The following is a 25,690-nucleotide window of genomic DNA, read 5'->3' on the forward strand; positions in this document are numbered from 1 at the left end:
AGCGAGCTTTTTGGCCTCAAAAGCTCGCTGGCAAGCCAGCTCCCACAATGGTCCATCACAACGGGGAAAGGCCCCACCAGGAGGCCTTTGGATTACTGCGCCTGGTAAATCTGGTCGAACACGCCGCCGTCGTTGAAGAACTTGGGCTGTGCGGTTTTCCAGCCGCCGAAGTCCTTGTCGATGGTGGCCAGGCTCTTCACTTCCTGGAACTGCTTGGAATACTGGGCAGCCACGTCCTTGTCACGCGGGCGGTAGAAGTTCTTCGCCGCGATCTCCTGGCCTTGCTTGCTGTACAGGTGCTCCAGGTACGCCTTGGCGATGGCTTCGTTGCCTTTCTTCTCGGCGTTTTTCTCGACCACGGCCACCGGCGGCTCGGCGAGGATCGACACGGACGGCACGACGATGTCGAACTTGTCCTTGCCGCCGTCCTCCTTCAGCGCCAGGTAGGCTTCGTTTTCCCAGGCCAGCAGCACGTCGCCCTGGCCGTTGTTGACGAAGGTGATGGTCGAGCCGCGGGCGCCGGTGTCCAGCACGGGCACGTGCTTGAACAGGGTCTGCACGTATTGCTTGGCCTTGGCTTCGTCACCACCGTTGGCCTTCAGGCCGTAGGCCCAGGCAGCCAGGAAGTTCCAGCGCGCACCGCCGGAGGTTTTCGGGTTCGGGGTAATCACCGAGACGCCGTCCTTGATCAGGTCGTTCCAGTCATGGATGCCCTTGGGGTTGCCCTTGCGCACCAGGAACACGATGGTCGAGGTGTACGGGGTACTGGCGTCCGGCAGCTTGGTCTGCCAGTTTTCCGGGAGGGTCTTGCCCAGCTTGGCGATTTCGTCGATGTCGCCGGCCAGGGCCAGGGTCACCACGTCGGCGCGCAGGCCGTCGATCACGGCGCGGCCTTGCTTGCCGGAGCCGCCATGGGACTGCTTGATGTCGACCTTGTCGTCGGGGTGGGCTTGCTTCCAGAAGTTCACGAACTCGGCGTTGTAATCCTGGTACAGCTCGCGCGTCGGGTCGTAGGAAACGTTGAGCAGCTCGTAGTCCTTGGCGACCGCAGAGCCTGCGAACAGCGCACTGGCGAGCGCCGCCAGCGCGTAATGACGGATAGACATGGTGAAGCTCCTGGATGACTCTTGATTATTATGTTGGCGTTGTTATGGCAGGATCATTCAGCTGGGCTTGTTGCCCGGATTCTGCAGGCGGAATTTTTCCTTCCGCTCTATTTGCACCACTTGGGCGTTGTGCACGGTGATTTCCACGGCGCCGAAGCGCAGGTCACGCAGCGCGCTCTGGATTTCGCGCAGAATGGTTGCTTCGTCCTGACCGTCGACGCTACGCAGAGATGCGCTCATGATCATGCTCCTTGGGTGAGAGTTGCCTTGAGCGCCATAGTAGATAGGCAGGGTTATACTTAAAAATACTATTTAAGAATGCCCATATAACCAAATTTCAAACCGCTGGACGCGGCCTGCGGCCGCTGCTACGGGGGCCGCCAAATCAAACCGTGGACGTTACGGACGTTGCGCAAATCGCGTAGCAGCGGCCGAAGGCCGCGTCAGGCCCAACGCACATCCGCGGCCGGCACCGGCCGCCCAAACCAATACCCCTGCCCCAGCTCGCACTGCTGCTCCAGCAGGAACTGCGCCTGTTCCGGCTGTTCGATGCCCTCGGCGTGCACCTGCATGCCCATGCTGCGCGCCAGGGCGATGATGACCCGGACGATGGCGCCATCGTCCTCGTCCAGGGGCAGGCCGGCGACGAAGCCCTGGTCGATCTTCAGTTTCTGCACCGGCAAGCGCTTGAGGCGCAGCAGCGACGAGTAGCCGGTGCCGAAGTCGTCGATGGACAGGCGCAGGCCCAGCTCGCGCAGGCGGTGCATCTGCTCCAGCGCCGACTCGGGGTCTTCCATCACCGCGCTTTCGGTCACCTCCAGCTCCAGCCGCGCCGGGTCCAGGCCGGTTTCGGCAAGGATGCGTGCCACCTGCTGGTACAGGTCCTGGCGGCCGAACAGGCGGCTGGAGACATTCACCGCGATGAAGTCCAGCGAATGCCCCTCGGCCTGCCACTGGCACATCTGCCGGCAGGCGTTGGTCATTACCCAGGCATCGATTTCGGCAATCAGGCCGCTGCGCTCGGCGATGGGGATGAATTCGCCTGGCGGAATCAGCCCACGCTCGGGGTGCAGCCAGCGCACCAAGGCTTCGACACCCACCAGCTGGCCGCTGGCCAGGTCGTGCACCGGCTGGTAATGCACGCGCAGTTCTTCCTGGGCCAGCGCGCGGCGCAGTTCGGCGGTCATTTCCACGCGCTGCTGGGCGTGGGCCGTCAGTTCCTCGGTGTACAGCGCATAGCCGCCCCGGCCGTTACCCTTGGCCTTGAACAGCGCCGAGTCGGCGTTGCGCAGCAGTTGCTCGGGGCCCAGGGCATCATTGGGGAACAGGCTGATGCCGATGCTGGCGCTGATGAACAGGGTGTGGCCGTCGAGCAGGAACGGCTGCTTGAGGCCGTCGATGATCGACTGCGCCAGCAGGGCCGCGTGGGCAGCCTGGGGCGAGTCTTCCAGGAGCACGGCGAACTCGTCGCCGCCCATGCGCGCCAGGGTCATGCCGCTGCCCAGCAGGCCCTGCAGGCGCTCGACCACGGCCTTGATCAGGTGGTCGCCGGTGGCGTGGCCGAGGCTGTCGTTGATGCTCTGGAAGTGGTCCAGGTCCAGCAGCAACAGCGCGCAGCCACGCTTGTTGGCCTGGGCGGCGGCCAGGGTCTGCTCGGCGCGGTCGTGGAACAGCAGGCGGTTGGGCAGCTCGGTCAGCGGGTCGTGCTGGATGAGGTGCGCGCGCTCGCGTTCGGAATGCTTCAGCGCGCTGATGTCGGAGAACACCGCCACGTAGTGGCTGACGTGGCCGGCGTCGTTGGCAATGGCGCGGATGGTCTGCCACTGCGGGTAGATTTCGCCGCTCTTGCGCCGGTTCCAGATCTCGCCGCTCCAGCTGCCGGTCTGCTCCAGGCTGTGGAAAATCTGCCGGTAGAAGTCGATGCCATGGCGGCCGGACTTGAACTTGCTGGGGTTATGGCCCAGCACTTCGTCCTCGCGGTAGCCGGTGATGTCCATGAACGCGCGGTTGACGTGCACGATGCTGCCCAGCCGGCTGGTCACCAGCACCCCTTCCAGGGTGCTGTCGAACACCGCCGCGGCCATGCGCAGGCGCTCGCGCTGGATACGCCCGGCGTCGCCCAGGCCGAACCAGCGCAGCAGCCTGGCGCGGGCCAGGAAGATCATGGCGGCGGTGGCCAGCACCCAGACATAGCCGTTGATCAGCTGCCAATGCAGCTGGCGCGCCGAATCATCGAAAAGGCTGCTCAATATTTGATCAGTCAGCACCAGCCAGATGACCGAGGCCAGCAGGTAGAGCAAGGCGGCCCGCAGGGCCCCGCGAGAAGTACCAGGCATAAAAATGGCGAAGCCCATACGAAAAGATTGGGATTATAAAGCAGAAACATTCAGCCACTCTTATCTAAAACCCGAGCTGGTTTTATCTGCTTACATGCCGATAATGCGACGTGCTTCTAATTTTTTCTTTGACGAGGGCCCTGCAGCCTATGTGGTACAACGGTTTTCTTGACCTGTCAGCCTGGCAATTGGTGGCGGTCACCCTGTTGATGACCCATGTGACGATTGTCAGTGTCACCATCTACCTTCACCGTTATTCCTCCCACCGTTCGCTGGAACTGAACGCCGGGCTCAAGCATTTCTTCCGTTTCTGGCTGTGGCTGACCACGGCGCAGAACACCCGCGAGTGGACCGCCATCCACCGCAAGCATCACGCCAAGTGCGAAACCGTCGATGACCCCCACAGCCCGGTGATCAAGGGCCTGGGCACGGTGCTGGGCCGCGGCGCCGAGCTGTACCGCGCCGAGGCGCAGAACGCCGAGACCCTGCGCATCTACGGCAAGAACTGCCCCGAGGACTGGATCGAGCGCAACCTGTACTCGCGCTACCGGCTGCTGGGCGTGTTCCTGATGCTCGCCATCGACCTGGCCTGCTTCGGCGTCATCGGCCTGACCGTGTGGGCCATCCAGATGATGTGGATTCCGTTCTGGGCCGCCGGCGTGGTCAACGGCCTGGGCCACGCGGTGGGCTACCGCAACTTCGAATGCCGTGACGCCGCCACCAACCTGGTGCCGTGGGGCATCATCATTGGCGGCGAAGAGCTGCACAACAACCATCACACCTACCCCAATTCGGCGAAGCTGTCGGTGCGCAAGTGGGAGTTCGACATGGGCTGGATGTGGATCCGCATCCTGTCGTTCATGCGCCTGGCCAAGGTGCAGCGCGTGGCGCCCATCGCCCACCGCGTCGAGGGCAAGGGCCACCTGGACATGGACACCGCCATGGCCATCCTCAACAACCGCTTCCAGATCATGGCCCAGTACCGCAAGCTGGTAATCGCGCCGCTGGTGACCCAGGAGCTGTCGCGCGTGGATGCCTCGGTGCGCCACCAGTTCCGCCGCGCCAAGCGCCTGCTGTCGCGCGAGACCAGCCTGCTGGACGACCGCCACCAGGCACACATCCAGAGCATGCTGGAACACAGCCACGCGCTGAAGGTGATCTACGAGAAGCGCCTGGCGCTGCAACAGATCTGGGCCCGCACCAGTTCCAACGGCCACGACATGCTGGCCGCCATCAAGGACTGGGTGCACGAGGCCGAGGCCAGCGGTATCCAGTCGCTGCGTGATTTCGCCACCCAGCTCAAGACCTACTCGCTGCGCCCCGCCCACGCCTGACACCGTCCATCGGCGCGCCCCGGCAAGGGGCGTGCCGCTTGGAACTTCATTACAAAATATTAATCCTACGAATGATCGCCTACGCGGCGGGACCTGACGTGTGCGCATGCCAGGGCCCGGCCCCCGTGACATTCGAGATTTCGTGATGATGGCCAACAAACAACCACAGTCGCCGACGTTCCCCCAGATGCCAGCCGCGGCCGAGACGCTGCTGGCGCTGATGCACGCCCAGGGCGAGGTGGCCCGGCTGAGCGAACGCGAGCAGCTGTTCAGCTCGTTGCTGGTCAGCGTCAACGCGGTGTTGTGGGCCTTCGACTGGGAAGCCCAGCGCATGATCTACGTCAGCCCCGCCTACGAGCGCATCTTCGGCCGCTCGGCCGGCCTGCTGCTGGCGGACTACAACGAGTGGCGCGACAGCATCTACCCCGACGACCTCGACTACGCCGAGCGCAGCCTCGCCGAGGTGCTGGAGAAGGGCGCGGTAGAAGACCGCGAGTACCGCATCATCGGCGCCGACGGGCAGATTCGCTGGCTCAGCGACAAGTGCTTCGTCAGCCAGCAGAACGACCCGGAGCAGCGGGTGATCGTGGTCGGCATCGCCGAGGACATCACCGAAAAGAAGCACCTGGAAGGCGAACTGCAGCGTCTGGCCACCACCGATGTGCTCACCCAGAGCAGCAACCGCCGGCATTTCTTCGAGTGCGCCCACCGCGAATTCGAGACCGCGCGCCTGCAGGAGTCGAACATCTCGTTCCTGCTGCTGGACATCGATGACTTCAAGATTATCAACGACACCTACGGCCACCAGGAAGGCGACGTGGTACTGCAACGCATCGCCGAGACCGGCCGCGCCGTGCTGCGCCGGGGTGACCTGTTCGGGCGCATTGGCGGCGAAGAGTTCGCCGCGGTGTTCCCCGGCTGTTCGCCCGAAGTGGCGCAGCAGATCGCCGAGCGCCTGCAACGGGAGATCCAGCGCCTGAGCTTCAACCATGACGGCCAGGTGTACGGGGTTACCGTGAGCCAGGGCCTGACCGGCCGCAACGAGGACGACGAGCTGTTGGACAACCTGTTTGCCCGGGCAGACGCGGCCATGTACCAGGCCAAGCGCCAGGGCAAGAACCAGATCGTGGTGGGTTGATACACCACCCTGTGGGAGCTGGCTTGCCAGCGAGCTGTTAGGGGATTCAACAGCTCGCTGGCAAGCCAGCTCCGACAGGGATATTTTGGTAGGTCAGTTGCGGCGTAGGCGCGTTAGTTCCGGCAGGCTCATTTTCAGCAGGCGCGCGGTCTTGCCGTTGGCGATGGGCTCCAGGCTTTCTTCCGGGCCCAGGCGTGCCAGTTGCCCCGCCAGGTTCATGGCCAGCGTATCGCGCCCGTACACGCCACCACCCAGGTGGTAGATAGCGGCGATCAACTCCCGCAGCTCGATCGGCAGGCGCCAGCGCGTACGCAGCGCCGAGCCGTAGGCCGCGCCAAACTCCTTCAGGGCCTTGTCCACCTGCCCCTCCTCCAGCACGCCGCCAGCCAGCCGCCACTCCTGCAGCGCGCGCAGCAGCGCCAGGTCGCCCAGGCAATGCAGCAAGCCGGCGCAGTAGCAGCGCTCCTGGTCCACGTCGAGGTTGCGCGCCAGGGTGCGGGCGTACTCCGCCGCGTGCAGCGAATGGCTCCAGAACCGCTCGGCATGCTGCGACAGCTCGGGGTCTGAAAGGCGCGCGCTGCGCTTGAGCGCCAGGCCCAGGATCAGGTTCATGCTTTGCGTGGCGCCCAGCTTCTGCAGCGCCTGCAGCAGCGTCTGCACCGGCGCGTCGCTGTGGTGAGCGGCGCTGTTGGCGGCGGCGATCAGCACCGCAGTGATCTGCGGGTCGGTGCGCACCTCCTCTTCCAGCTGCCGCAGGTTGAGGCCCTGGGGGTTGAGCGCGCGCTTGATGGCCACCTGCACGTCGGCCATCAGCGGGCCGCCGTCGGAGTGCTGCCGGCGCTCTTCCAGGAACGGCTCCAGGCGCATGCCCGGGGCCAGCGCCGGAATCTCGCACACCACCTCCTGGCCCACCGCCAACAACAGGCCGTGCAGGCGCTCCTTGAGCGAGTCCATGTTCAAGGGCTTGGTCAGGTAGGCCGTCGGTGCCAGGGGCACGGCCTCGCGCACGCTGGCCACGTCGCTGCGGTCGCTGATGAGAATGAACGGCAGGTTCTTGCGCTGGCTTTTCTGCCGCACGTTGCGCAGCAGGTCCAGGCCATCGACGCCGGGCAACTCGCGCGCGGCAATCACCAGGTCAGGCCGGCGCTGCAGCAACTGCAGGGCATCCTGGCCGTCGGTACACACATCCAGCTGCGCGTCACAGCGCACGCTCAACAACATTTGCGTCAGCAGGTCCCGGGTCCAGGGGTCTGCTTCGGCGATCAATACCCGCGGTATTGCCGGGCTATCCTGCGCACTCATGGCTATTACTCCGAAGGCCTTGCCTACAGGTTATCCAGACATTACGCGGGATGCCTTCGTTCAACGCAAAAAAAAACCCGCCGAGGCGGGTTTTTTTGTTCATCGCGTCACACTTTTACGCCAATTCGGCGAAGCACTCTTCGATGATGGCCAGGCCCTTGTCCAGCTGCTCGTCTGGCGAGGTCAGCGGAACCAGGATGCGCAGGACGTTGCCGTAGGTGCCGCACGACAGCAGGATCAGGCCCTTGTCGCGAGCCTTGGCAACCACCGCGGCCACGGCTGCGGCGTTCGGCTTGTGGTTGTCGGCGCCTTCGAACACTTCAACGGCAATCATGGCGCCCAGGGCACGCACGTCACCGATGATCGGGTGCTTGGCCTGGATGGCCTTCAGGCCGGTCACCAGGCGCTCGCCCACGGCCTTGCAGCGGTCCAGCAGGTTCTCTTCCTCGAACACTTCCATCACGGCCAGGGCCGCGGCGCAAGCGATCGGGCTACCGGCGTAGGTGCCGCCCAGGCCGCCTGGGGCGATGGCGTCCATGTACTCGGCCTTGCCGCACACGCCGGCCAGCGGGAAGCCGCCAGCGATGGACTTGGCGAAGGTGGTCAGGTCAGGCGCAACGCCCATCTGTTCCATGGCGAAGAAGGTGCCGGTACGGCCAGCGCCGGTCTGTACTTCGTCGGCGATCAGCAGGATGCCGTGCTGGTCGCACAGGGCGCGCAGGCGCACCATGAACTCTTTCGGCGCGACGTAGAAACCGCCTTCGCCCTGCACGGGCTCCAGGATGATGGCAGCGATGTCACGCGGCTCGGCATCGTTCTTGAACACGCGCTCGATGCTGGCGATCGAGTCGTCGATGCTCACGCCGTGCAGTTCGTTCGGGTACAGGGCGCGGAACACGCCGCCTGGCATCAGGCCCATGCCGGCCGAGTAAGGCACGACTTTACCGGTCAGGCCCAGGGTCATCATGGTGCGGCCGTGGTAGGCGCCGGTGAAGGCGATCACGCCAGCGCGGCCAGTGGCGGCACGGGCGATCTTGACGGCGTTCTCTACCGCTTCGGAACCGGTGGTCACCAGCAGGGTTTTCTTGGCGAAGTCGCCCGGTACGCGAGCGTTGATCTTCTCGCACACTTCCACGTAAGGCTCGTAGGCCAGTACCTGGAAGCAGGTGTGGGTCAGCTTGTGCAGTTGAGCTTCAACGGCAGCAATGATTTTCGGGTGTACGTGACCGGTGTTCAGCACGGCAATACCGCCGGCGAAGTCGATGAACTCACGACCTTCAACGTCGGTGACGGTAGCGTTCTTCGCCGAGTCGGCAAAGATCGGGTGGATCTGACCAACGCCACGTGGAACGGCTGCCTGGCGGCGTTGCATCAAGGATTCGTTTGTCTTGCTCATGTTTTCCTCATTCACCGCTCATCGGGCGGCGTGGTTCAAGGATCAAGCAGCGGGGGTCAACGGCGACAGCATACGATGATCGACTGTCACGGCCTCCCGGCCACGAAAAGGGTGTTGCGGGTGCTGCATGAAAACCGCCGGGACGTCGCTCTCGCGCCCCGGCGGCTGGTTACCGCTGCGGATCAGACCGAAATGCAGAGGTATTTGATTTCCAGGTAGTCTTCGATGCCGTACTTGGAGCCTTCACGGCCCAGGCCCGACGCCTTGATGCCGCCGAACGGCGCCACTTCGTTGGAGATCAGGCCGGTGTTGATACCCACCATGCCGTATTCCAGGGCCTCGGCAACGCGGAACACGCGGCTCATGTCACGGGCGTAGAAGTACGACGCCAGGCCGAACTCGGTGTCGTTGGACATGGCGATCACTTCGGCTTCATCTTTGAAGCGGAACAGCGGCGCCAGCGGGCCGAAGGTTTCTTCCTTGGCCACGGCAGCGTTCTTCGGCACGTTGACCAGCACGGTCGGCTCGAAGAAGTTGCCTTCCATGGCGTTGCCGCCGGTCAGCACGGTAGCGCCTTTGCTCAGGGCGTCGGCGATGTGTTCCTTGACCTTGGCCACGGCCTTGTCATCGATCAGCGGGCCAGTGGTGGTGCCCTCTTCCAGACCGTTGCCGATCTTCAGTTTGTTCACGGCCACTTTCAGCTTCTCGGCGAACGCGTCGTAGACACCGTCCTGCACGTAGATGCGGTTGGCGCAGACGCAGGTCTGGCCGTTGTTGCGGTACTTGGAGATGATCGCGCCTTCGACGGCCTTATCCAGGTCAGCGTCGTCGAACACGATGAACGGCGCGTTGCCGCCCAGCTCCAGGGAGACCTTCTTGATGTCCTTGGCGCATTCGGACATCAGCTGGCGACCGATTTCGGTCGAGCCGGTGAACGAAAGCTTGCGCACGATCGGGTTGCCGGTCAGCTCGCTGCCGATGTCGCCGGCGCTGCCGGTGACTACGCTGAACACGCCTTTAGGGATGCCGGCGCGCTCGGCCAGTTCGGCCAGGGCCAGGGCCGAGAACGGGGTCTGCGAGGCAGGCTTGAGCACCATGGTGCAGCCAGCGGCCAGGGCCGGGCCGGCTTTACGGGTGATCATGGCGGCCGGGAAGTTCCACGGGGTGATGGCCGCGGTAACGCCGATTGGCTGCTTGATGACGATCAGGCGCTTGTCTGGCTGGTGGCCAGGGATGGTGTCGCCGTAGACGCGCTTGGCTTCTTCGGCGAACCACTCGATGAACGAGGCGGCGTAGGCGATTTCGCCCTTGGCTTCGGCCAGCGGCTTGCCTTGTTCCAGGGTCATCAGGCGAGCCAGGTCGTCCTGGTTCTCGATCATCAGTTCGAACCAGCGGCGCAGCTTGTTCGAGCGTTCCTTGGCGGTCAGTGCACGCCAGGCCGGCAGCGCCTTGTCGGCGGCTTCGATGGCGCGGCGGGTTTCAGCGGCGCCCATCTTTGGCACGGTACCCAGGATCTCTCCCGTGGCCGGGTTGTTGACCTTGATGGTCTGGCCGTTGTCCGCGTCTGCCCATACACCATCGAGGTAGGCTTTCTGGCGGAACAACTGAGCGTCTTTGAGCTGCATGTCGGCTTCCTTAACAGCACCGTGCGCACACGGGGCAAATTGTTGATTGTTCGAAAGGCGTTCCTGGTGGAACTGCCGTCAGGAAATCATATGCCGGGCAAAACACCAAATGCGCACAGGATGTTACCCGTGCGAGCGCAGCACCGGACTGGGGGAGCGTTTGAAATCTCAAACGAATCCTAGGAGCAATGGGGGTAAAGGACAATAGGCTGTTCGGAAAAAAGAACAAAATTCCCCCCAACGGCACTCATTTCCGACTGGCGCAGCCCTTGGACCCGCCCCTGTGCGAAATCATCCACACGTCAGCGCAATAGACGCCCACCCCCGAGATGGGTATCATGGCGCCCGCTTGCACTTGTAGCTCAGCTGGATAGAGTACTGCCCTCCGAAGGCAGGGGTCGTGGGTTCGAATCCCGCCAAGTGCGCCATATAGATGAAAAAGCCCCAAGGTTTGCGCCTTGGGGCTTTTTTCGTTTTGGGGGATGAGGCTGTGGGGGCGTGGCCCGTGGTTGCTGCAGGCAGGTTACCAGCCCAACTCGGTGCGACGAGCGTTCACGCCATCAACGATGGCCGCAGCCATTTCTTCAGCCCGCTCAAAACTCGTCCCACGGGGAATACAAAAACTCCGCATCGATTGCAATGAACTTTATACCTTTAAGGCCCTGCTTTTGAAACTCAAGCTTAAATTTTTCGGAGCAGACCGTCTCTTTAATTTCCGAGCAAAAAAACAAATCCTCACTGACGCCATCCTTAACAACGAATGATTCAATTTTTTCGTATACTGGATCTGTACTCAGCCGTTCAGCCACTGGTAACAAAAGGCTTTCGTCGACCAGCGTATAAATCGATTGCTTATCATCGAGTATAGAGACCCTAGCCTTCAGAAAAAACAAACTGAACTCTTTATCGACAGGCTTGCCTTCAAGGAGGACAACATCAACCCCAACGGATATATAATCAACTGCAAAATTATCACAAAGACTCAAAAACGGCGAAGCAACCAAGTAGTTATCCAAGGCCACATCAACATCGAGTTCTTTTTTCTTTACTACCACATCATATACACCACTAAACATCTGCCTATTCGGGGTCTCGACGTTATAGTCAAACAAAGGCAGCTCGGGAAGCCAGTCGACCTCATAGTACCTGGAAAGCTCCTGATTGTCGGACTCAGCACTTTTCATCACATAAAAATTAGGCATAACATTACTCACAATAGCGCACCATTTGATGGATTGACCTTGAACAAACCGTTCTCAAGCCCGCCCCGCGCCCAGCTTTGAATTTTCCCTATCCCGAGCACAAGCTGCGTATCACTTAAGTTTGGCGCCATTTTATTCAGCACAGAAAGCTTTGATCTTACCGCCCCAGTGTATTCATTATGATTAGACCAATGACCTGGCAGATCCACGTGTTTTACTGCTTGCTTCCCTGGGAGGAAAATACCGTTGGATGCGCCATCCCATCACCGGATTTTGCGCCCATATTTTTCCCTAGCTTAGTCGAACACCACCCCGAAGGATCAGCCCAACCTAGAGGATTCACCGCATATTGATATGCATGAACGCCCCCCGCCAACCCAATCGGATCCGGCGAAACAAACCGTCCCACATCCGGATCATAAAACCGGAACGTGTTGTAGTGCAGCCCCGTCTCCCGGTCCAGGTACTGCCCCTGGAACCGCAGGTTCTGCTCTTCAATGTAGTACGGCTCGCGCACCTCTTCGACGGTGTTGCCCCACACTTGGTAATGCGCGCGCCAGACGATGTGGCCGTCGGCTTCGGTGAGCTGCTCGGGCAGGTCGTTGTGGTAGTAGCGGATCCTGGCCTCTGGCCTGCTGCCATCGACGTGGGCCTGCTGCTCGTACCCGAAGCTTTGGGCAGCGCTGCAAACAGCTAATTCAGCACTGCGTGATCAATCTCGATAGTGGCTGAATAACTTTTTTGAGAGACAAAATCGCGACTTGATCAAAACAAACCAATCTATCCTTCGTACAAATAGACTTTACGACTGTCTTTCAAAAAATAAAGACCTGATGTATTTTCACCCTTGTACTCTACATATATTTCGACATCCGGAGGACTATTAGATGCATTTGCCTGCAACTTAACCACCTTACCCCCCTCATAAAAATAATTGTACGCCCAATAATCACCATCTATATCCACCCGCATAGCGGATTTTACCGCGCCCTCCACCATATGTAATTCGGTCGAACTGACCGGGAGATTATCGTTGTCAAATCGAACAGAAATGCGCCTCTCCGCTTGCTGAAAAAAAACTTCTTGATCAACAACATCTCCGCTTTCATTTAGAGAAACCACACCGACAACATCACCATTTGAAACCTTATAATGGTGCAAATTCCGGTCGCCTTTTGGGCGCTTCGCCAGTCTTTTGGCAGGCGGGTAACCAGTCAGTTCCAACCCAAATGGAAGCAAAACGTAGCTTGGTCCTTTTGACCAGAATTCTTCATCAAATGGCAAAGACTCAAAGTCTGAAACTATACGCGCGACGAACTGTTCATCCTCCATCCTTCCCAGCATGCGCTTGACCTCAGCCCCCAACACTGGCGTGTTCATGCCTACCTCCTTAGTGGAAAAATTTTACCTGCGCTCAGCTCCGATTTCAGCGTACCAAGCGCACTCAAAAAATCTTTTTTTGTAGTTGCAGTCGACAACGTATCAAACACATGCTGCTTATAAGAAATACCATGCACGCCTTGCCCCTTATGTAGGGTCTCAATGCTTCCAGGTGCACGGTCAGCATGGGTGTTAGGAAGCCATATGCCGTTCCTCTTATCATTGATGTCTATTTTAAGGTCTTCCATTTGGGCTCTCAATACCACCATACGATGGTCTTTCGAGTTAGACATGACAATATGATGGGCATCGTACTGCCCGCCGCCCATTGGTTTCGCACCGAGGTTGGAAGCTAATTTCCTCGCATCCGTGTTGCAACTAAGCCCGAGCGGGTCCAACCACTCAATTGGATTGGGGGCGTACTGATAAAGATTAGTCCCCCCCGCCAACCCAATCGGATCCGGCGAAACAAACCGTCCCACATCCGGATCATAAAACCGGAACGTGTTGTAGTGCAGCCCCGTCTCCCGGTCCAGGTACTGGCCCTGGAACCGCAGGTTCTGCTCTTCAATGTAGTACGGCTCGCGCACCTCTTCGACGGTGTTGCCCCACACCTGGTACTGCGCGCGCCACACGGTGTGGCCGTCGGTTTCGGTGAGCTGCTCGGGCAGGCCGTTGAGGTCGTTGTGGTAGTAGCGGATCCTGGCCTCGGCTCCGCTGCCGTCCACCCGCGCCAGCGGCTCGTAGCTGCCTTCGCTGGCGTAGACGTAGAGGCTGCTGTGGCCGTGGCGGTGTTCTTGCAGCAGGCGCAGGCCGTCCCAGTCGAATCGTGTTTCGCCCAGCGGGAAACCGTTGGCGTCGTGCTCGCGCTTGGCGATGCGCCGTCCCAAAGGGTCGTAGGTCATGTGCAGCACGGTCTGGCGGTGGCCGTCCTGGGTGTGGATGGCGGTGATGCGGTGTTCGGCGTCGTAGGTGAACCGCTGTATCAGGTGGCTGCCCTTGCGCTTCTCGAGCAGTCGGCCGAAGCCGTCGTAGCGGTAGCGCTTGTCCTGGTAGGTAAGCAGTTTGTTGTGCACCACCAGCCCCGCGCCGGCTGCCGGGCCGTCCAGCAGGTTGGCGGCGGCGTCGTAGGCGAAGGTTTCCAGGCGCATGCCTTGCTGGGCGGCGATGATTCGGCCGGTGGCGTCGTAGTGCAGCAGGTCCCGGCGGCGCTCGTCGTCCTGCTGGTTGAAGCGGCCGACCAGGTTGTCGCTGGGGTCGTAGTCGAAGCGTTGCTGTGCCGGAGCGGGCAACACGGCCGGTTGGCTGTTGGGGCGGCGCAGGCGGCTGCGCAGGCGGCCCGCGCGGTCGTAGTCGCTGCGGGTGTTGAGCTGGCCCTGGGTGCGCAGCACCTCGCGGTGCAGGCGGTCGCGTTCGAAGTCGCTGATCACCCGGCCGTCGAGGTTGAGCTGGTGCAGGTGGCCGCTGCCGTAATGCAGGCGGTTGAGCCAGCGGCCGTCGGGCAGCTGGGTCTGGATGAGGTTGCCGAGTTCATCGTAATGGTGCTGCAGGACGCCCGCGCTGCTGGTGTCCTGCAGCAGATGGCCCAAGGCGTCGTAGCCGAAGCTCAATGCCTGTTCGCTGCCGTCCCGCCCGCTGAAGCCGACTTCGGTCAGTTGGCCGACGGGATCATAGCGGTAGGTGGTGCGGCCATCGTCGGTGAGCTTGGCGCGCAGCTGGCCGATGGCATCACGCTGCAGCCAATGCAGCAGCGGCGTGGCGTCGCCCCACTCGGTAGGCGCCGGGCGATATTGCACGGCAATGACGCTGTTCAGGGCGTCGTAGCCGTAGCGTCGGGCGCTGCCATCGAGATCCTGCTGCTCGATGAGGCGGTCGCCGGCGTCCCAGGTGAAGCGGTAGCTCTCGCCGTTCTCGTTGGTCAGCGCCTGCAGGCGGCCATATGGGTCGTAGCTGAATTGCACCTGGCGGTTGAGCGGGTCCAGCCGCTGGCGCACCTGGCCACGGCGGTCGCGCTGGTAGCGGGTGGTGTGCCCGGCCGGGTCGGTGTAGGCCAGCAGCTGGCCGCTGGCGTCGCGCAGGAACTGTTCACTGCGGCCGTCGGGCAACTCGCTGCGCACCAGGCGCCCCATGGCGTCGTGGTGGTACAGCGAACTCTCGCCAAGGGCGTCGGTGACCGCCTGCAGGTTGCCACGCTTGTCGTAGGAAAACTCCGTGGGGTAGCTGGAGCAATCGATGTGTTGGGTAATCTGGCCCGCGTCGTTCCAGCGCAGCCGCTTTGATTTGCCGGTGGCATCGACAATTTCCACCACCTGGCCGCGGCGGTCATGGCGGTAGCGCGTCACGTGGCCCAGCGGGTCGGTCTCGGCGCTGAGGTTGCCGCGCGGGTCGTAGCGGTAGCGCCAGCTGTTGCCGGCCGCGTCGGTCTCGGCCAGCGGCAGCGACCAGTGCTCCAGCCAGACCGTGCTTTGGGTCTGCCCCAGGGCATCGGTGGATGAGGCCAGGTTGCCGGAGTCGTCGTAGGCAAACGCCCACTCGCCGCCCTTGGGGTCCACGGCGCCCAGCAGCTGGCGTTCGTCGTTCCAGTTGAAGTGCCAGGTGTGGCCGAGGGTGTCGGTGGCACGGATGATCTGGAACTGCGGGTTCCACTGCCGTGTGCTGCTGCGGCCCAGGCTGTCGGTGATGCGGGTCAGGCCCTGGCCCAGGTCGTAGTCGAACTGGTAGTGCTCGCCATCGTCAGTCCAGCTGCGCACTACCCGCCAATCGCCGTCGGCGAAGGGCGCCCACTCATAGAAGCAGCGCAGGCCGGCGGGCAATTGGTGTTCGACCATGCGCCGGCCAGCGTCGTAGGCAAACTGGCGGACGGTACGGCCCTCGGCATCGCTGACGGCCGCCAGGTCCCCGGCCTGGTCATAGCGGTACTGGGCCAAGCGCTCGCGGCTCTGGTCAGGGTAAACGCGATCGACGGCCGCCACGCGGCGGGGCCAGACCGGGTCGTACAGCAGCTCGGCCTGCACCACTTCCAGGCCGTCATGCAGGCGCGCCAACCGCCCCCGGTCGTCGTAGCTGAGGTAGAGGCGGTTGTCGTTGCGGTCACCCAGTTGCGCCAGCCGCAGCCTGCTGCCGGCCACCGGCTCGAACAGCCGGTACAGCCCATCCACGCTCTCGATCAGCAACTGGCCGCTGGCGTGGCGCCGCAAGCTCAAGCCCTCCCCGGCACTGAACACCGCGCCACCCAGGGGTATGGCGCCCATCTCGATGCGCCGGCCCTGCTCGTCGGTGTACACCAGCTGATCGCCGCCATCGGGGTGCGCCAGCACCTCGACCTGCACCTCGAAGGCCAGGCTCCAGCCCGCGCCGAACAGCCCGTCCTGGCGCAGGTCGGCGCTGCTGTAGAAGCGCCGCCACTCCAGCGGGATGATTCCCGGCAGGACGAAGTCAGTGTCGTCATCGCCATTGAGCACCTTGGCACCCGTGGCCGCATGCACCGGATGCGGCGAGCCGATGATGGCGTTGGCGGCCGCGCCGATGGCCTGGTCGACCATGAAGCCGCGCACCATGCCCAAGGCCATGCACGGCAGGCGGCTGAAGAACTTGCCCTTGCCGCCACGCAGGGCCAGCAGCACGCTGATGGCCAACCCCACGCCCGGGGTCTTGCCGCTGCGAATGTCGCGTACCACCACCGAGCCGCCGCCGATGCGCACGTTGGAAGAGATCAGCCCGGCGCCCACCACCGTGGCCTCGCAGGTACTGCGATCACCGCTGCGCACCGCCGGCTGGCCGTTGATGCTGACCTTGCTGGAGCCCTCGGCGAGAAACTGCGGCGCTCCCGGCGGGTGCTTCATGCAGGCAATCATGTCGTCCGGGCACGGCACCGCCAGGGGCGATGCCATGGCCACCGTGGGCTGCCACAGCTGCGAGAAGAAGCCCTTGGCCATGTCCAGGAAGCTGCCTTCCTCCGGCTCCGGTTCGGGCTCGGCCTGGCTGAGGTCGGTGCCGGCGGCCTCGGCAGCGCTGCCCAGCTTGCCGGCGGCGCGGGCAGCCGGCTTGCCGTTGATGAAGACGTTGCCGGAACCGGTGAGGATGTTGGCTTCCACCACTGGCGGAAACAGCGCGTTGGCGATGCCGTCGCACAGGTTCGTGAGGCCCTTGTCCAGGCCGGTGGCGCTCATGCCCATGCCGACCGCCGCACCCATGACCGCGCCGAACACGCACGCGCCCAGGCCGCCGGTGGCGACGGTGATGCCCGTGGCGGCGACCACGGCCGCCGTGGCCACGGCGCCAATGACGCCATAGGCAGCCACCTCCAGCACGCCACCGAGGATGTCGGCCATCATCGACGAGTGCATCAGCGCATCGCCCTGGCGGGCGGCCCACAGGGCGTCAGACATGCTCGGGCGAACTCAGGCGGGAGGCTGCAGGGCAAGCGTCTGCTTGATCGCCTGCCAGTGCGCGGCCTCGGCCTCGCCCAGCGGCTGCGGCTTCACATAGCTGAGCGCAAGCATCTGGCGGGTGCCGGGCACCACCAGCGCCAGCTGGTACTGGAAGACCTTCTCGGCGCCCTTGCTGAACTGGCTGCGCAGCTCGAACGCCGGCACGTCATGCGCCCGGCCCACCTGCACCGCGGCGGGTGGCTGGAAGCGCAGGTCCTGGATCTGCTGTTCCATGCGCTTGAGCTGGCCCTCGAAGTTGCTTTGCAGGGTTTCGCCATCGGCCAGCAGGCTGCGGCTGATGATCAGCGAAGTGCCCAGGGCGGGAAACTTGAGGATGTTGATGGACGCATCCTGCACGTCGGCGTCAGGCAGCTGGAATTGCAATTGCTCGGTACGGTAAGTCATGAGGCACTGCCTTGGGGCTTGGGAAACATGGCGGCCACTGCGCTGTCGATGCTGCCCTTGACCCCTTGGCCTTCAGGGGTGGCACCGGCATCGCCGCCGATATTGAGGTTGAGGTTGCCGCCGGTGTTGAACTGCGCGTCCTTGCTGGCGAAAAAGTTGATGGCCTTGCCGGTAAGGTTGATCTGCCCGCTGGCGTTGAGTTCGAGCACGCTGTCGCCGCACACCAGCCGCAGGTTCTCGCCCACTTCCAGCAGGTAGCTGACGCTGACGCTGTCACGCTTGCTGGCGCCCACCATCAGCACGTCGTCCTGCTTCACCGCCCGCACCCGGTTGGCGCCGATGGTCACCCGTTCATTGAGGTCGACGGTGCTGGTGCGGTTGTGGCCCACCCAGTGGGTTTCGTCATGCTCCACCTCGATGTCCTGGTTGCGCTCGGCATGGATGAACAGCTGCTCGGCGCCCTTCTTGTCCTCCATGCGGATTTCATTGAAGTTGGCCGGCGTGCCGCCCTTGCTGGAGCGGCTCTTGGTACCGCTTTGGGTGGCGTTGGCGGGCAGGTCGTAGGGCACCGGCTGTTCGGCGTTGTAGACGCGGCCGGTGATGATCGGCCGGTCGGGGTCGCCTTCCAGGAAGCTGACGATAACCTCCTGGCCGATGCGCGGAATCTGCATGGAGCCCCAGTTCTTGCCGGCCCAGGCCTGGGACACGCGAATCCAGCACGAACTGTTTTCGTTGGATTGGTCGTGGCGGTCCCAGTGGAAGTGCACCTTCACCCGGCCATATTGGTCGGTCCAGATTTCCTCGTTGGCCGGGCCCACCACCACGGCGGTCTGCGGGCCACGCACGATAGGCCGGTGGGTCAGCGCCAGCGGGCGAAAGCTCTGCTGGGCGTCGATGCAGCTCAGGTGGCTTTCGAACTGCAACTGGCCGGCGCCCTGCCCGCTTTCCAGGTCTTCCTGGGTGATGAAGTAGCGGCTGGCGACGATCAGGTATTCGCGGTTCTGGTCCTGGCGGGCGAAGTTGCTCAGGCTGAACAACAGGCCGGCGCCCAACCCACGGGCGTTGCCGGTCAGCTCCACGCGCTCGTGCAGGCTTTGCAGGGCCTCGACCCGGGTGCGCGAATAATGCTCGCCATCCTGGCTCTGCACGTAGGCGCCGGGGTAGTCGTACAGCGGGTAGTCGGCGTAGTCATGGGGCCGCGGCACCTCGGCGCGCACGTCGATGCGTGCACTGGGGCGCTGAAAATCGTAGTCGTTGAGCTCCACCGAGCCCGACTGCACCTCTTGGGCCAGGCGCCAGTCGTAGAGATGGTCGCGGTCGCGCTGCTGGCCATCGGGCGGGTAGAACGGCACCACGCCATAGCCCGCCGCACTTGCGTGGGCGCCATAGGCATCAGCGAGCACCAGCACGTGGCGCTCCTTTTCGTGGCGAAAATAGTAGTAGATGCCTTCCTTCTCCAGCAGCCGGCTGACGAAGTCGAAGCTGTTCTCCCGGTACTGCACGCAGTATTCCCACTCGCGGTAGCTGCGGCTGAGCAGGTCCTCGAAGTCGGAAAAGCCCAGGTCGCGGAACACCTGCTTGACGATCTGCGGCACGCTCATGTGCTGGAAAATGCGGCAGTCCGAGGTCCGGGTCAGCAGCCACAACCACGGCCGCAGGGTCACCTGATAGCTGGCGAACTGGCCGCGGCCATTGTTCTGGCTGCAGCGCGCCACCACGCCATGGAAGTAGCGGGTGCCGCCGTCGTCCAGCTGCAGGCCCAGGGCCATGGGCTTGCCCAGCAGCAGGTTGAGGTCAATGTCCGCGTCCCGGGAAGTCAGCTGCACGTCGTAGGCGTACAGCCGCCCCAGCTCTTCCACGCCGCCCATGTCCTTGAGCAGCAGGGTGTCGTCGGCAAGCGGGCTGAACACCTGGACCAGGCGCGTGCTTTGGCTGAAGAACATGGTCAGTGGGCGCTGCCGAAGTCGTAGTGCAGGGCCTGGTCGCGCACGCTGATGCGCACGCCGGCCAGGGGTTGCCCTTCGAGCATCCGGGTCAGGAACTCGCGGCTCATGTCCGGCAGCAGGCTGTTGGTGAGGATGGCGTCGATCATGCGCCCGCCGCTCTCATGCTCGGTGCAGCGCGAGACGATCAGCGCCACCACGGCGTCGTCGTAGTCGAAGGTCACCTTGTGGCTGCCCTCGACCCGCCGCTTGATTCGCTCCAGCTGCAGGCGGGTGATGGCCTTGAGCATGTCGTCGTTGAGCGGGTAGTAGGGAATGGTCACCAACCGTCCCAGCAGCGCCGGCGGGAAAATGTCCAGCAACGGCTGGCGCAGCGCCTTGGCGATCGCCTCTGGATCGGGCGCAGTGAGGCCCGCCTGGCACAACCTGGCAATCATCTCGGTGCCGGCGTTGGTGGTCAGCAGGATCAGGGTGTTCTTGAAGTCGATGAGCCGGCCTTCGCCGTCCTCCATCACGCCCTTGTCGAACACCTGGAAGAAGATTTCGTGCACGTCGGGGTGGGCTTTTTCCACCTCGTCCAGCAGCACCACGCTGTAGGGCTTGCGCCGCACCGCTTCGGTCAGCACGCCGCCTTCGCCGTAGCCCACGTAGCCGGGCGGCGCGCCCTTGAGGGTGGACACGGTGTGGGCTTCCTGGAATTCGCTCATGTTGATGGTGATGATGTTCTGCTCGCCGCCATACAGCGCCTCGGCCAGGGCCAGGGCGGTCTCGGTCTTGCCCACGCCCGAGGTGCCAGCCAGCATGAACACGCCGATGGGCTTGCTGGGGTTGTCGAGGCCGGCGCGGGAGGTCTGGATGCGCTTGGCGATCATCTTCAGGGCGTGGTCCTGGCCAATGATGCGCTTGGCCATGAGCTGGTCGAGCTTGAGCACGGTCTCGATTTCGTTGCGCGCCATGCGCCCCACCGGAATGCCGGTCCAGTCGGCGACCACCGCAGCCACGGCCTGGTAGTCGACGGTGGGCAGGATCAGCGGCGCCTCACCTTGCAAGTCGGCCAGGCGCTTCTGCACGTCGCGCAGCTGCGCGCGCTGGGCGTGGTCCTGGGCGCCGCTTTCCTCCGCGTCCACGCTGCCCAGGCTTTCGCGCAGGCTGGCGCGCAGCATCAGCAACTCTTCGACCAGCGCCTTTTCGTCGCTCCAACGCCCTTCCAGCTCGGCCAGCCGCGCACGCTCGGTGCCCAGCGCGTCCTCGACGCCGCCCTGGCGGCTCGACACATCGACGCCGATGGCATGTTCGCGGGCGATGATGCCCAGCTCGGTTTCCAGCGCCTCGATGCGCCGGCGGCTGTCATCGACCTCGGCCGGCACCGCGTGGAGGCTGATGGCCACGCGGGCGCAGGCAGTGTCCAGCAGGCTCACGGACTTGTCCGGCAACTGGCGCGCCGGAATGTAGCGGTGGGACAGTTTGACCGCCGCTTCCAGCGCCTCGTCGAGCACCTGCACCTGATGGTGGCGCTCCATGGTCGAGGCCACCCCGCGCATCATCAGCAGCGCCTTGGCTTCCGACGGCTCGGGCACCTGCACCACCTGGAAACGACGGGTCAGGGCCGGGTCTTTCTCGATGTGCTTCTTGTACTCCGCCCAGGTAGTGGCGGCCACGGTGCGCAGGGTGCCGCGGGCCAGGGCCGGCTTGAGCAGGTTGGCCGCATCGCCGGTACCGGCCGCGCCACCGGCGCCTACCAGGGTGTGGGCTTCGTCGATGAACAGGATGATCGGCTTGGGCGACGCCTGCACGTCCTCGATGACCTGGCGCAGGCGCTGCTCGAACTCGCCTTTCATGCTGGCGCCGGCCTGCAGCAGGCCGACGTCGAGGCTGCGCAGCTCCACGTCTTTTAGCGCCGGTGGTACGTCGCCGGCGACGATGCGCAGGGCAAAGCCTTCCACCACTGCGGTCTTGCCCACCCCCGCTTCGCCGGTGAGGATCGGGTTGTTCTGGCGGCGGCGCATGAGAATGTCCACCAGCTGGCGGATCTCGTCGTCGCGACCGACGATAGGGTCCAGCTTGCCGCTGCGGGCCTGGTCGGTAAGGTCGACGGTGAAGCGCTTGAGCGCCTCCTGCTTGCCCAGGGCGCTGGGCGCGAGCGCACCGCTGGCCTCGCCCGGCACCGCGCCGGCGTCGAAACCGTCGGTGGCGGCCAAGGCGTTTTCCGGCGAGTCGCCCACGTATTCGTCGAAGCGCTCAGTCAGTGCCTCTGCCTTCAGCTTGTCGAACTCGGGGCTCAGATTCAGCAGTGCATGGCGCAGGCTGGGGGTCTTGAGGATGCCGATCAGCAGGTAGCCGCTGCGCACCTGGCTTGCGCCGAACATCAGGCTGCCGTAGACCCAGCCGCGTTCCACGCTCTCCTCCACCTGCGAGGACAGGTCGGTGATCGAGGTGGAGCCACGCGGCAGCCGGTCCAGCGCCTCGGTCAGGCCCTTGGCGACCCGCGCCGGGTCGAGGTTGAACTGGCGGATGATGCGGTGCAGGTCGCTGTCCTGCAGTTGCAGCAACTGATGGAACCAGTGCGCCAGCTCCACATAGGGGTTGCCGCGCAACTTGCAGAATACCGTGGCGGCTTCGATGGCCTTGTAGGCCACGCTGTTGAGCTTGCCGAACAGCGCGGCGCGGCTGATTTCACCCATGGGTCAAGTCCTTTGCAATGTGAGGGTCGGCGTAATGCCGTGACAGCAGCAGGTCGGCGGCATCCGCGCCGGGGCTGCCAAGCCAGGTGTTGAAGCCCAGGCGGCTGTCGCCACCCAGGGTGACAGGGGGTACCTGGGCCTGCTCCAGCACCAGGTTCAAGTCCCAGTCCAGCTCGTCGCCCTGGTATTCGCGCACCCAGGCGGCCAGCTCGATGAACAGCGCGCCGCCCGGCAGCAGGGCCATGTAGCGCTCCAGCGACAAGGGCCCCAGGCGCAGGCGGAATTTATGCTGGCGGTCCCAGGCATGGCTGCCCAGGCACAGGTCTTCGCCCAGGCGGCAATGTTCCACGCCCAGGCGGTTGCGGTCGGGCAGCTGCAGCCACTGGCCCACGTACTCCTCGACGGCCACCGGTACGCCGAAATATTCGCCGAGGATCGCGCGCAGGCCATCCGGGTAGCGAGTCTGCGCGGCCAGGTGGCCGCTGTAGTGGAAGGTGGCGCTGTCGCTGATCGGGCCCTGGCCCAGCAGGCTGTCCATGCCACGGCCGCACAGGGCCGCCAGGCGCGCCGACCAGTAGTCGTCGTCGGGGCGGTCGTGGCTCACCGTGGGCCGGGCTTCGGCCCAGGCGCGGTAGAACAGGCTCAGCAAGCGGTGGTGGAACATGTCGAGGAAATGCTTGGTGGTGCTGTCGCCCTGGTTGCGCTCGCGGTCGCGCACGTATTCGGTCATCGGCAGCGGCATGGGCCCGTTGGGGCCGCCCAGGCCGAAGAAGAACTGCTCCAGGCGCGCGGCCCTGCCCTCCTCGGCCGGTGTCAGCGCGGCCAGGGTCGAAGGTGCGAAGGTGCAGTCGGCGCGCTGGCCCAGGCGCAGGGCATCCTCGCTCAGCCGCCGCGAATGGCCCAGGCGTGGCAGCTGCGGCGCTTCGCATTGCAGGCGGCGCAGCGCCTGGAAGAAGTCAAACTCCCAGGGCGCCGCCTGCATGGCCGGTTGGCTGCTCACAGGGTCGGCCGGCAGCCGGGCTGGGCTTTCCATCGCATGATCTCGCCGCGTTCGGTGGTCTTGATGACGGTCTCGGTGAAGCTGTTGATCGACACATAGCGCGCCAGGAAACGCTGGAACACCGCGCCCAGCAGGAACACGCCAGCGCCCCGGAAGGCGTTTTCATCGAACGTCAGGGTGATCTCCAGGCCGCGCCCGAACACGATCGGGCCCGGCATGGGCAGGCGCCGGGTGCAGGGGCTGGCGCTGACGTCGCGCAGGCCCTCGATCTGCAATTGCAGGGCCGGGTCATGGTCGTCGCCGTAGAGGCGCAACAGTTCGCGCAAGGCCGCCGCGCCCTGCCCCTGTTCGGTCAGCGACAGGTAGTTGAGCGACAGCTGGCTGATCAGGCGCCAGGCCTTGCCGTCGTGGGCGTGGCTGGCGCGCGGGCGGCTGGGCCCGGCCAGGCAGCGCACCGAAAGCACCGGGGCGCTGTCGGACAGGGTGAAATCGGTGCTGCCGCTGCCCAGGGTCATGAACAGCGGCAGGTCGCGGTTGGTGCACAGCGCGCCCACGCCCAGCTGGCGCAGGTCGTGGCGGTGGGGCGCCTGGTTGGCGTCCACCAGGCTGACAAAGGTCTCGCTGCCCACGTAGTTGGAACGCGGGCCCAGCCGCCGCTGGTTGCTGGACAGCACTCGCGGCTCGCGGCGCACCACGTAATAGGCCTGGTCGCGGCCGTAGCGCGACGGGTCGCGCACGGCGTAGAACGGCAGGAACGGCTGGTCCGGCCCGGTGCCGTGGCCACTGAGTTCGGTCAGCGAATGCACTTCGAAGTCCATCGGCCGGGTGCGGTCGGCGATCACGTGGTGCTCGTTGACCCGGTCGGACAGGTGAATACGGTCCAGGCGCCGTGGGAACAGGTTGATCGCCGGCGCGCAGAACGGCTTGAAATGGCTGGCGTCCACCTGCCCTTCCAGGGCCTTGTCGTGGCTGTTGAACAGCACGATCAGTTCCAGCGCCTGGCCCTGGCATTGGCGCACGGCGCCCTGCAGGCCGCCGAACTCGACGAACAGGAAGCGCTGCGGCAGGGCGAAATATTCCTGCAGCAGGCGGTAACCCTGGAACGCCCTGGGCACCACGGGCAAGGCTGCGTCAGCGTCATCGAAACCACGGGGGCGCAGCGCATCCGCCGCCAGGCGCGCGACCCTTTCGGTCCCTGGCTCGCGCACGAACACCGCGCAGGCGTTGCCCAGCAGCTGCTCAAGCAGCCGCGACGGCTGTTCACCGGCGCCGTGCAGGTACAGCGGCAGCGCGTCCAGGGCCAGCTCGCTGAACGGCTGCCCGGCGCTGGTGCGCAGGGTCAGGCGCAGGCCGGCACGGGCCTTGGGCTCGCTGGCCGCCAGGCGCCCCAGCACGGCCTGGGGGTTGCCGAAGTATTCCGCCTGGGCCAACGCCAGGGGCCACAAGGTGACGTCATGGGCGGTGCGGTATTCACAGCAGGTCTGGCTGTCGCGCCCCAGGGTGGCCCGCAGGGCGGTGCCGCGCTTGAGGGTGAACCCGGCGCCCAGGGCGCCCTCCTCGGGGTCCGGGTTGAACTGCACCACGGTCATCGACGGCGTGGGCGCCAGGTAGTGCGGGTACGCGATCTCCAGCAGGTTGTGGGTGAAGGTCGGGTACTCGGCGTCCAGCTTGAGCTGCACCCGCGCGGTCAGGTAGGCAAAGCCCTCCAGCAGGCGCTCCACGTAGGGATCGGCGCACTCGATGCCGCTCAGCGACAGGCGCCCGGCGATCTTCGGGTACTGCTGGGCGAACTCGGCGGCGCCGTCGCGGATGTGTTGCAGTTCCTGGTTGTAGAACTCCAGCAGGCGCGGGTTCATGGGCGCCTCCGTTCGGCCTGCACCACACGCACATGGCCCGATTCCAGGTCCAGGTCGGTCTGCAGCAGCAGGCGCAACGGCACCGGCTGCGCCCACAGGTCGCCTTCGATGGCGAAGCTCAGCGCATTGTGGTCCATCTCGCTTGGCGCCAGGCAGGCCTTGACCCGCACACTAGCGGCGAGGATACGCGGCTCGAAGGTGATGATGGTCTGCCGGATCACCTGCTCCAGCGCCTGGATGTCGACGTTGGAGACGCTGTTGCCCGCCAGCGCCGGCAGCCCGTAGTTGAGCACCGACGAGCCCGCCGGGGTGTCGCGCGTGGCGTCGGCGTCCAGCAGGCAAGTGCTGTTGAGCAGCCAGGTGAGGTCGCGCAACACCGACTCCTTGAGCTGGTTGAGCGACAGCGCGCGCTGCTCGGCCGGCTCCTCGAGCACGCCAGGCCGGTCATCGCTCAGGCGGTCAAGCAGCGACGGCTGCAGGCGCTCGCGCGGGTTGAGGACATTGGAAGGCGTGGCCATGGTTCAGGCACCGAAGGGGCAAGGGCAGACAAGGGCAG

General features: G+C 64.2%; 18 protein-coding genes, 1 tRNA gene and 1 pseudogene. 3 read left to right on the plus strand and 17 right to left on the minus strand.

Annotation, left to right across the window (positions count from 1 at the left end; all coding sequences use genetic code 11):
* Positions 1 to 92: 92 nt before the first annotated feature.
* From RAM80_RS16480 to dibA, 3 genes are all read right to left on the minus strand, one after another.
* Positions 93 to 1,106: a sulfate ABC transporter substrate-binding protein gene (locus RAM80_RS16480; protein WP_416421561.1), complete on the minus strand. Its 1,014-nt coding sequence runs from the start codon at positions 1,104 to 1,106 to the stop codon at positions 93 to 95.
* A 57-nt stretch (positions 1,107 to 1,163) separates the two neighbouring features.
* On the minus strand, positions 1,164 to 1,346 hold the full coding sequence (oscA, locus tag RAM80_RS16485; protein WP_007941032.1) for a sulfur starvation response protein OscA: 183 nt from the start codon (positions 1,344 to 1,346) through the stop codon (positions 1,164 to 1,166).
* 203 nt (positions 1,347 to 1,549) lie between these two features.
* Positions 1,550 to 3,442, minus strand: coding sequence for a phosphodiesterase DibA (gene dibA, locus RAM80_RS16490; protein ID WP_416421562.1), 1,893 nt, complete (start codon positions 3,440 to 3,442; stop codon positions 1,550 to 1,552).
* Between the two features lie 149 nt (positions 3,443 to 3,591).
* On the opposite strand from dibA, the gene desA reads away from it, so the two are divergent.
* Together desA and RAM80_RS16500 are read left to right on the plus strand one after the other, a co-directional pair.
* On the plus strand, positions 3,592 to 4,776 hold the full coding sequence (gene desA, locus RAM80_RS16495) for a delta-9 fatty acid desaturase DesA (protein ID WP_416421563.1): 1,185 nt from the start codon (positions 3,592 to 3,594) through the stop codon (positions 4,774 to 4,776).
* Between the two features lie 148 nt (positions 4,777 to 4,924).
* Positions 4,925 to 5,914: a GGDEF domain-containing protein gene (locus tag RAM80_RS16500; protein WP_416427499.1), complete on the plus strand. Its 990-nt coding sequence runs from the start codon at positions 4,925 to 4,927 to the stop codon at positions 5,912 to 5,914.
* Positions 5,915 to 6,007: 93 nt separating this feature from the next.
* Here RAM80_RS16500 and RAM80_RS16505 read toward each other — a convergent pair whose 3' ends face one another.
* From RAM80_RS16505 to gabD, 3 genes are all read right to left on the minus strand, one after another.
* Positions 6,008 to 7,216 (minus strand): HDOD domain-containing protein, encoded by a 1,209-nt coding sequence (locus RAM80_RS16505; RefSeq protein WP_416421564.1) that lies wholly within the window; start codon positions 7,214 to 7,216, stop codon positions 6,008 to 6,010.
* A 115-nt stretch (positions 7,217 to 7,331) separates the two neighbouring features.
* Positions 7,332 to 8,612 (minus strand): 4-aminobutyrate--2-oxoglutarate transaminase, encoded by a 1,281-nt coding sequence (gene gabT, locus RAM80_RS16510; protein ID WP_416421565.1) that lies wholly within the window; start codon positions 8,610 to 8,612, stop codon positions 7,332 to 7,334.
* A 182-nt stretch (positions 8,613 to 8,794) separates the two neighbouring features.
* Positions 8,795 to 10,237 (minus strand): NADP-dependent succinate-semialdehyde dehydrogenase, encoded by a 1,443-nt coding sequence (gabD, locus tag RAM80_RS16515; RefSeq protein ID WP_416421566.1) that lies wholly within the window; start codon positions 10,235 to 10,237, stop codon positions 8,795 to 8,797.
* A gap of 351 nt (positions 10,238 to 10,588) precedes the next feature.
* Between gabD and RAM80_RS16520 the strand changes: the two genes are divergently transcribed.
* Positions 10,589 to 10,665 (plus strand) — tRNA-Arg (locus tag RAM80_RS16520).
* Positions 10,666 to 10,830: 165 nt separating this feature from the next.
* Here RAM80_RS16520 and RAM80_RS16525 read toward each other — a convergent pair.
* From RAM80_RS16525 to tssE, 11 genes and pseudogenes are all read right to left on the minus strand, one after another.
* Positions 10,831 to 11,451, minus strand: a complete 621-nt coding sequence (locus tag RAM80_RS16525; protein ID WP_416421567.1) for a hypothetical protein — start codon at positions 11,449 to 11,451, stop codon at positions 10,831 to 10,833.
* Entirely contained in the window at positions 11,448 to 11,648 is a 201-nt protein-coding gene (locus tag RAM80_RS16530; RefSeq protein ID WP_416421568.1) for a hypothetical protein, read from the minus strand. Before RAM80_RS16530 ends, RAM80_RS16525 begins: the two co-directional genes overlap by 4 nt.
* 97 nt (positions 11,649 to 11,745) lie before the next feature.
* Positions 11,746 to 12,106, minus strand: a pseudogene (locus RAM80_RS16535) (RHS repeat-associated core domain-containing protein); the annotation flags it as partial.
* A 113-nt stretch (positions 12,107 to 12,219) separates the two neighbouring features.
* Positions 12,220 to 12,819 (minus strand): hypothetical protein, encoded by a 600-nt coding sequence (locus tag RAM80_RS16540; protein ID WP_416421569.1) that lies wholly within the window; start codon positions 12,817 to 12,819, stop codon positions 12,220 to 12,222.
* Between the two features lie 2 nt (positions 12,820 to 12,821).
* Positions 12,822 to 17,207: an RHS repeat-associated core domain-containing protein gene (locus RAM80_RS16545; RefSeq protein ID WP_416421570.1), complete on the minus strand. Its 4,386-nt coding sequence runs from the start codon at positions 17,205 to 17,207 to the stop codon at positions 12,822 to 12,824.
* Between the two features lie 12 nt (positions 17,208 to 17,219).
* Complete coding sequence (locus tag RAM80_RS16550) at positions 17,220 to 17,654, minus strand: DcrB-related protein (protein WP_416421571.1); 435 nt, start codon at positions 17,652 to 17,654, stop codon at positions 17,220 to 17,222.
* Complete coding sequence (locus RAM80_RS16555) at positions 17,651 to 19,597, minus strand: type VI secretion system Vgr family protein (RefSeq protein WP_416421572.1); 1,947 nt, start codon at positions 19,595 to 19,597, stop codon at positions 17,651 to 17,653. The genes RAM80_RS16550 and RAM80_RS16555 overlap by 4 nt, the downstream gene beginning before the upstream one ends.
* A gap of 2 nt (positions 19,598 to 19,599) precedes the next feature.
* Positions 19,600 to 22,278, minus strand: a complete 2,679-nt coding sequence (tssH, locus tag RAM80_RS16560; protein ID WP_416421573.1) for a type VI secretion system ATPase TssH — start codon at positions 22,276 to 22,278, stop codon at positions 19,600 to 19,602.
* Positions 22,271 to 23,311 (minus strand): type VI secretion system baseplate subunit TssG, encoded by a 1,041-nt coding sequence (gene tssG, locus RAM80_RS16565; RefSeq protein ID WP_416421574.1) that lies wholly within the window; start codon positions 23,309 to 23,311, stop codon positions 22,271 to 22,273. The genes tssH and tssG overlap by 8 nt, the downstream gene beginning before the upstream one ends.
* Positions 23,275 to 25,134: a type VI secretion system baseplate subunit TssF gene (tssF, locus tag RAM80_RS16570; RefSeq protein WP_416421575.1), complete on the minus strand. Its 1,860-nt coding sequence runs from the start codon at positions 25,132 to 25,134 to the stop codon at positions 23,275 to 23,277. Before tssF ends, tssG begins: the two co-directional genes overlap by 37 nt.
* Positions 25,131 to 25,652 carry a type VI secretion system baseplate subunit TssE gene (gene tssE / locus RAM80_RS16575; RefSeq protein WP_416421576.1) on the minus strand — a complete coding sequence of 174 codons (522 nt, stop codon included), beginning with the start codon at positions 25,650 to 25,652 and terminating at the stop codon, positions 25,131 to 25,133. Before tssE ends, tssF begins: the two co-directional genes overlap by 4 nt.
* Positions 25,653 to 25,690: the final 38 nt, after the last annotated feature.

The organism is Pseudomonas sp. App30 (genome assembly GCF_047947025.1).
Lineage (GTDB): Bacteria > Pseudomonadota > Gammaproteobacteria > Pseudomonadales > Pseudomonadaceae > Aquipseudomonas.

Excerpts from the sequence above, each read along its gene's own strand:
- RAM80_RS16480 (WP_416421561.1), bottom strand. The coding sequence starts at position 1,106 with ATGTCTATCCGTCATTACGCGCTGGCGGCGCTCGCCAGTGCGCTGTTC.
- oscA (WP_007941032.1), bottom strand. The coding sequence starts at position 1,346 with ATGAGCGCATCTCTGCGTAGCGTCGACGGTCAGGACGAAGCAACCATT.
- dibA (WP_416421562.1), bottom strand. The coding sequence starts at position 3,442 with ATGCCTGGTACTTCTCGCGGGGCCCTGCGGGCCGCCTTGCTCTACCTG.
- desA (WP_416421563.1), top strand. The coding sequence starts at position 3,592 with ATGTGGTACAACGGTTTTCTTGACCTGTCAGCCTGGCAATTGGTGGCG.
- RAM80_RS16500 (WP_416427499.1), top strand. The coding sequence starts at position 4,925 with ATGGCCAACAAACAACCACAGTCGCCGACGTTCCCCCAGATGCCAGCC.
- RAM80_RS16505 (WP_416421564.1), bottom strand. The coding sequence starts at position 7,216 with ATGAGTGCGCAGGATAGCCCGGCAATACCGCGGGTATTGATCGCCGAA.
- gabT (WP_416421565.1), bottom strand. The coding sequence starts at position 8,612 with ATGAGCAAGACAAACGAATCCTTGATGCAACGCCGCCAGGCAGCCGTT.
- gabD (WP_416421566.1), bottom strand. The coding sequence starts at position 10,237 with ATGCAGCTCAAAGACGCTCAGTTGTTCCGCCAGAAAGCCTACCTCGAT.
- RAM80_RS16540 (WP_416421569.1), bottom strand. The coding sequence starts at position 12,819 with ATGAACACGCCAGTGTTGGGGGCTGAGGTCAAGCGCATGCTGGGAAGG.
- RAM80_RS16545 (WP_416421570.1), bottom strand. The coding sequence starts at position 17,207 with ATGTCTGACGCCCTGTGGGCCGCCCGCCAGGGCGATGCGCTGATGCAC.
- RAM80_RS16550 (WP_416421571.1), bottom strand. The coding sequence starts at position 17,654 with ATGACTTACCGTACCGAGCAATTGCAATTCCAGCTGCCTGACGCCGAC.
- RAM80_RS16555 (WP_416421572.1), bottom strand. The coding sequence starts at position 19,597 with ATGTTCTTCAGCCAAAGCACGCGCCTGGTCCAGGTGTTCAGCCCGCTT.
- tssH (WP_416421573.1), bottom strand. The coding sequence starts at position 22,278 with ATGGGTGAAATCAGCCGCGCCGCGCTGTTCGGCAAGCTCAACAGCGTG.
- tssG (WP_416421574.1), bottom strand. The coding sequence starts at position 23,311 with ATGGAAAGCCCAGCCCGGCTGCCGGCCGACCCTGTGAGCAGCCAACCG.
- tssF (WP_416421575.1), bottom strand. The coding sequence starts at position 25,134 with ATGAACCCGCGCCTGCTGGAGTTCTACAACCAGGAACTGCAACACATC.
- tssE (WP_416421576.1), bottom strand. The coding sequence starts at position 25,652 with ATGGCCACGCCTTCCAATGTCCTCAACCCGCGCGAGCGCCTGCAGCCG.